The organism is Mesorhizobium sp. M4A.F.Ca.ET.020.02.1.1 (assembly GCF_004022645.1).
GTDB lineage: Bacteria > Pseudomonadota > Alphaproteobacteria > Rhizobiales > Rhizobiaceae > Mesorhizobium.
In genome coordinates, this window is the sequence record NZ_RZOI01000366.1 from 1 (window position 1) to 6026 (window position 6026).

Genomic DNA, 6026 nt, shown 5'->3' on the forward strand with positions numbered 1-6026 from the left:
GGTTTGGAATGGTGGGCGAGGCCAATTATTCGCTGCGGGACGAAATACGTGATTACTGGTCGGCGCGTGCGGAGACCTTCGACGTCTCAGTGGGGCATGAGATCTTCTCCGAGCGGGAGCGCAGAGCCTGGCACAGGCTGATCCTCAAGCACCTGGGCGCCGGGAACCGCCGGCGCGCGCTCGATCTCGCCTGCGGCACCGGGGTTGTATCCCATCTCATGTACGACTTGGGCTACGCCGTGACAGGACTGGACTGGTCAGAGGCCATGCTTTCCAAGGCGCGTGCGAAGGCAACGCAAAGGGAAAGCGGCATCCGGTTCCTGCTCGGCGACGCGGAGCGCACGCTCGAAGAAAAGGACTGCTACGACGTCCTCGTCACCCGTCATCTCGTCTGGACGTTGGTCGATCCGCGAGCGGCGTTCGCCGAATGGTTCTCGCTGCTCAAGCCCGGCGGACGGTTGCTGATAGTTGATGGTGACTTCGTATCCGAGACCTGGGCAGCCCGTCTGCGTAGGATCTTGGAGAGACTGCCCGGCTCAACGGTCGAGGCGGCCGGCGCTCTGGACCAGGCGATGATGGACCGCCATCGCAGCATCCTGTCGCGGCTCCACTTTTCGCGCGGCGCCAAAGCGGACGAGGTCTGCGCGCTTCTTGCGGAGGCTGGCTTCGAGGTGCCTGTGGTCGACATCCGGCTCGGCGCGATTCATCGCGCACAGGCGCGGCACCTGAACTTCCTCAAGGCGCTGGAACGCTCGATGCAGCATCGCTATGCAATCTGCGCGACCAAGCCGGCGCGAGCTTTCAGGTCCCGTCTCTAACCATGAAACGTCGAAATTGCGGTGTTCGCAACGTTGCGAGGGCATCGAAAAATCGATCGATCTCGCTGTCTGTCTAATCCTGACAGCAGTCCTTCCGCTCGCTCCCAGTCCGTATGGGACCGCCTAGCGCTACATCACCGGCGGCAACAACAGCCACTTGTTCCCTTCCCGCCCACGGCGCGCGGGTTGGACGGTCTCATATGACGGTTCTCATCCAGCCCAGGAAGGATTCTATAACCGCGGATCGGGCACTGTGGTGCATCCAGACGACATAAAAGCTGTAGCCCGGCAAGGACATTGGATGCGCCTTGACGAGAGAGCCGTTTTCCAGTTCGCGGCCGACCACAATATCACTGCAGATCGCAATGCCTTGCCCGGCGACAACCGCGTCGATCGCATGCAGTTCCTCGCGAAAGCTCAAATCCCAGGCTTTGTCCGGGATTGACTCCGGATCGATTGATCGGGCCATCGCCAGCCACCGGGACCAGGTGGGAGCATCCGGATCCCGGTTCATCCAGTCAAAGTGGATCAAAGGATAACGCAGGAGATCGGCGGCGCGCTCGATCAGCCGCCCATCGCTTGCCAACAATTGGGGACTGCAAATCGGAAAGAAGGAATCGCGGCATATCTCCTGCGCGGCAAAGTGCAAAGGCGGGCGACGCGTATAGCGGATCGCTACATCCGCGGCGCCGGCGCGCAGATCGAGTACCGCGTCCGTTCCGATGATCTCCAGTGGTATTGCCGGGTTGGCCTCTCGCCATTTCGGCAGCCGGGGCACGAGCCATCGACTCGCGAAAGCGTTCGGGCTCGTTACCCGCAATGGCGCCTGAAAATCGGGCTCGGCGACCGCGGCAAGCGAGCCGGCGAGAAGATCAAAGCCGTTGCGCAGGATCGGAAACAGCCGCACTCCCGCGCTCGTCAGCACGAGCGGGCGCGGCCGGCGCTGAAACAGCTTGCGACCGCATATCTCTTCCAGCAAGCGGACCTGGTGGCTGATCGCCGTCGGCGTCACGCCGAGCTCCACCGCCGCGGCCTTGAAGCTGCCGTGCCGGGCGGCGGCCTCAAAGGCGTGCAATGCGCGCAGCGGCGGGCGGTTTGTCATGCGCGGCAGCCTAGATGAATTCTTCTCATCCAGCAGCCGAGAATTTCGCTTTTGCAGAAGGTTGGACCGTGTGAGACCGTAACGTTGTTCGAACGGCGGGAGAACAGCGATGGAGATCCCACGAAAGGCCGACGCGCCATTGGGCCGATCCCATTCCCAGACTGTGGCGGTCGAACAACTGCGCCGAGGTCTGCGAGGCGAATTGGTATTGCCGACGGACACTGCCTACGACCAGGCGCGCAAGGTCTGGAACGGGGCGATCGACAAACGCCCCGCCGCAATCGTCTTTTGCGCCGATGCCGGTGACGTCGTCCATGCCGTGACCTACGCCAGGTTGCAGGGCTTCGTCGTGGCGGTGCGCAGCGGCGGCCATAACGTCGCCGGCCTGTCCGTGTGCGACGATGGCATGGTGATCGATCTATCCCGCATGAAGAAAATTGTCGTCGATCCCGAGCGCTGCATCGTCAGGGCCGAGGCCGGCCTGAATCTCGGCGAGTTCGACGCCGCCACACAGGCGTACGGTCTTGCGACAACCATGGGCGTCAACGGCGACACCGGTATTGCCGGCCTGACGCTCGGCGGAGGCTTCGGCAAGCTCGGGCGCAAGCACGGCCTGAGTTGCGATAATCTGATCGCGGCCGAAATCGTCACGGCCGACGGGCGGCTGTTGCGAACAAGCGCCCACGAGCATCCAGAACTGTTCTGGGCCTTGCGCGGCGGCGGTGGCAATTTCGGCATAGTGACGGCGTTCGAATACCGGCTGCACCCGCTTGGCCCGGCCCTTCTCGTGGGCTCGGTGCTTCACGCCTATGATCATGCGCGCGAGGTCATGCGGTTTTACGACAAATTCTCCCGTGGCGCCCCGGACGAGTTGAGCGTCGACGCCGCGCTCGTCACACTGCCGTCGGGCGACCGTGGCTTCAGCATCTCGGCGTGCTATGTCGGCGCACCCGAGGCGGGCAAACCGGTCATCGAACCGATGATGACATTCGGGTCCCCCGTCGAAAGCCGCCTGCAGGCCGTTCCCTATCTTCAGATTCAATCGGCGGCCGACAGCCTTTTTCCACGCGGACGACGCTATTACTGGAAGGCGCAGTTCCTGCACGAGATCAGCGATGCAGCGATCGATGCGCTGCTCGACAGTTACGCGAAGGCTCCCAATCACTGGTCCCTGCTGGTTTTCCAGCAGGTCGGCGGCGCGATCGCCCGGGTGCCCGCGTCGCACTCGCCCTACGCCAATCGCGATGCGGCCTTCGACTGCTTCCCGATCGCCATCTGGGACGATCCGGCCGATGACGAGGCAAACATGCGCTGGGCGCGCGACCTATGGAACGCGGTCAGACCATTCTCCACCGGCGGCGTCTATGCCAACAATCTTGGTGATGAGGGTGACGAGCGCGTGCGTGATGCCTACGGCGAAAATTATGCGCGCCTGGCAGCAGTCAAGAAGCAATACGACCCGACCAATTTCTTCCGACTGAACCAGAATATCAGGCCTGAATAGTTCGGACTATTCGGGAGGAGCCGTGCGCAGCCGTTGGACGATCCTTGCTGTCCTGTTTATCGGCCGCGCCGCAATGGCGTTTCAATTCCAGAGCGTCGGCGCCGTCGCGCCCCTTGTCAGCGATAGCCTCGGTGCGAGCCTGGCCGACATCGGCATCCTGATCGGCCTCTATCTTGCACCGGGGGTCGCATTGGCCCTGCCCGGCGCGACCATCGGCCAGCGCTATGGCGACAGGGCGACCGTGCTCGCCGGCCTCCTGATGATGCTGGCGGGTGAAACGCTGATGACGTCGTCTGCGCCCTGGAGCCTGCAGATCAGCGGCCGACTGATCGGCGGCACTGGCGGCGTTCTGCTGAACGTCCTGATGACCAAGATGGTCGCCGACTGGTTTGCCGGCCGGGAAATCGCAACGGCCATGGCCATCTACATCAACTCATGGCCAGCGGGCATCGCGATCGCTCTGATGCTGCTGCCAGCAATCGGGACGACCTTCGGGATAAGCGCTGTGGGCATCGCCGTTGCGATACTGATTGTCGTCGCCATCGGCCTGATTGCCTTCATCTATCAAGCTCCGCAGGCGCCGCCCGCCGGGTGCAGGCGGTGGCTCTGTTCCTAACCGCCGCGACAGGCGAGTTCGCCTGGTGGCTGCTCGCCAGTGTGCTGCTCGGCCTCGGCACTGCGATGGTCTATCCGAGCTTGATCGCTGCGGTGTCAGATGCATCGCATCCCTCCTGGCGCGCCCGCTCACTCAGCGTCTACCGTTTCTGGCGCGATCTTGGCTATGCGATCGGCGCGCTCTCGGCCGCCGACTTCTTCGGTCTGGCTGCGGCGATTACCGCGGTTGCTGCGCTGACCTTCCTGTCAGGCGTCGTCGTGGCGCTCTTGATGAACGAACGCCGCGCGTGAGCGCCGGGCGCCGCCTGGAACTCAAGCAAACCGCTTAACCCCCAACCGGATCGCGTTGCCTTGTCGGCGTAACTGCGTTTACTTGCCGGTATGAACGGAGCGGGCATTTTGGACTTGATGTTGCGGGGCGGCGCGATCTCCCTCAACCTGCTCTTGGCCCTTCAGTTTGTCAGACTACGGCCGGTGCGCGCGGGGACACTGAGCGGCCTCCTGCTCACTCTCGGAGTCGCCAGCTACGTTTTGCTGTCCGCACCGGGCATGCCCGGGATGCTGGGCGATGCTCACTGGATACCCTTGCTGCTAGCCGTCCTCAATCCCGTCTTCCTGTGGTGGTTCGCAATCGGCCTCTTCCGCGACGACTTTGTCTGGTCGCCCGCTTACGCGCTACCCGGCGTCGTTCTGGTCGCGATCCTGCTGCTTGGCCACGGCAACAGCCCAATGCTTGCTCGCGTCCAGACCGTCCTGCATCAGGTGGTGCTCGTGGCTCTGCTTGCACATATCGTGTGGATGGCCGTTCAGGATTTTCGTAATGATCTCGTCAATTCCCGGCGCCGTTTCCGCATCGCGCTCGCCATCGTCCTGCCGCTGGCGGCCGTCCTCATTGCGGCCGGCGAGATCTATGCGATGTTCGCGCCGCTTCCCAGCTGGACGACGCTCGCGCAGGCCGTGATGCTGTTTGCGCTCTCCTTCGTCTTCACCGCATGGCTGGTACCCCTGCGTCTGGATTTGTTCGAGGCGCCCTCCCGGCCGGCCGTCAGCGTCAGCGAGCTCTCGCCCGCCGAGCGCATCGAACTGGAGCGTCTGAAGCGTGCCGTCGCAGACGGGGTGTGCCTGGAGGCCGAGCTATCGCTCGGCCAATTGGCTGGGCGCCTTGGCGTGCCCGAACATCGCCTTCGTCGGCTGATCAATGCCGGGCTCGGTTTCAGAAGCTTCTCGGCGTTCATCAATGAGCATCGCGTCGATGAGGCCCGGCGGCGGCTTGCCGACCCGGACCGCGTGCGCGAGCAGATCGTGTCGATCGCTTTTGGCGTCGGCTACGCGTCGCTCGCGCCATTCAACCGGGCATTTCGCGATCGCACGGGCACGACGCCGTCGCAGTTTCGAAAAGATGCGCTGGGCAAGCTCATCGATTCCGAAAATCTCTGATCGAAATCCAGTTTTTCCTATCGGCTTCTCCTGGTGCGAAGCCGCGGCGAACGCCCTCCGGTAGTCCTGGCTGTCCAACACCGGAGGCTTGCCCAATGCTTGACGCCCTAACCGTCGCGCCGCTCATGCGCTTCGTAGCCGACATTTATCCGGTGATCCTGCAGAGCGATCTCTATCGCTACCTGATCGGCGCCGGCGGGACGTTTCTCTTGATCAACGTGCTCCTTTCGGCGCGGCTTGCATCACGCAAGATTCGCCAAGAGACACCGCAAGCGCGGCAAATCATCCGCGAAATTCTCACGTCGCTCCGGACCGTCGTGATTTTCTCCCTGGTCGGGTTGACGATCGCCATTCTGGCCAATCTTGGCTGGCTCCCGGTCTATGAAGACCCAGGACAATACGGGTGGGCCTATTTCGCCATCAATGTCGTCGCGCTGATCGTCGCGCACGATGCGTGGTTCTACTGGACCCACTGGTTCATGCATCGCCCAAAACTGTTCCGGTGGTTCCACCGCCTCCACCACCGTTCGTACAATCCGACACCGTGGAC

General features: G+C 63.0%; 6 protein-coding genes and 1 pseudogene. 6 read left to right on the top strand and 1 reads right to left on the bottom strand.

Annotated elements, in window-relative coordinates; genetic code table 11:
• Positions 1-8 precede the first annotated feature (8 nt).
• On the top strand, positions 9-818 hold the full coding sequence (locus EN742_RS21210) for a class I SAM-dependent methyltransferase (protein WP_126057158.1): 810 nt from the start codon (positions 9-11) through the stop codon (positions 816-818).
• 196 nt (positions 819-1014) lie between these two features.
• Here the strand turns inward: EN742_RS21210 and EN742_RS21215 are convergent, their stop codons facing one another.
• A complete protein-coding gene (locus EN742_RS21215; RefSeq protein ID WP_126057159.1) occupies positions 1015-1920 on the bottom strand; it encodes a LysR substrate-binding domain-containing protein in 906 nt (301 codons plus the stop codon).
• Between the two features lie 163 nt (positions 1921-2083).
• Between EN742_RS21215 and EN742_RS21220 the strand changes: the two genes are divergently transcribed.
• From EN742_RS21220 to EN742_RS21240, 5 genes and pseudogenes are all read left to right on the top strand, one after another.
• Positions 2084-3424: an FAD-binding oxidoreductase gene (locus EN742_RS21220; RefSeq protein ID WP_245492368.1), complete on the top strand. Its 1341-nt coding sequence runs from the start codon at positions 2084-2086 to the stop codon at positions 3422-3424.
• Positions 3425-3497: 73 nt separating this feature from the next.
• Complete coding sequence (locus tag EN742_RS21225; RefSeq protein WP_245455749.1) at positions 3498-4040, top strand: MFS transporter; 543 nt, start codon at positions 3498-3500, stop codon at positions 4038-4040.
• Positions 4016-4330 (top strand): annotated as a pseudogene (locus EN742_RS21230) (MFS transporter); the annotation flags it as partial. The gene EN742_RS21225 and the pseudogene EN742_RS21230, both read left to right, overlap by 25 nt.
• Before the next feature lie 117 nt (positions 4331-4447).
• Positions 4448-5476, top strand: a complete 1029-nt coding sequence (locus tag EN742_RS21235; protein ID WP_245492369.1) for an AraC family transcriptional regulator — start codon at positions 4448-4450, stop codon at positions 5474-5476.
• Between the two features lie 95 nt (positions 5477-5571).
• The coding region (locus EN742_RS21240) for a sterol desaturase family protein (protein WP_148670179.1) at positions 5572-6026 on the top strand (455 nt) is incomplete at its 3' end.

Coding starts and splice junctions, on each gene's coding strand:
- EN742_RS21210 (WP_126057158.1), top strand. CDS start 9: ATGGTGGGCGAGGCCAATTATTCGCTGCGGGACGAAATACGTGATTAC.
- EN742_RS21215 (WP_126057159.1), bottom strand. CDS start 1,920: ATGACAAACCGCCCGCCGCTGCGCGCATTGCACGCCTTTGAGGCCGCC.
- EN742_RS21225 (WP_245455749.1), top strand. CDS start 3,498: ATGGCGTTTCAATTCCAGAGCGTCGGCGCCGTCGCGCCCCTTGTCAGC.
- EN742_RS21235 (WP_245492369.1), top strand. CDS start 4,448: ATGTTGCGGGGCGGCGCGATCTCCCTCAACCTGCTCTTGGCCCTTCAG.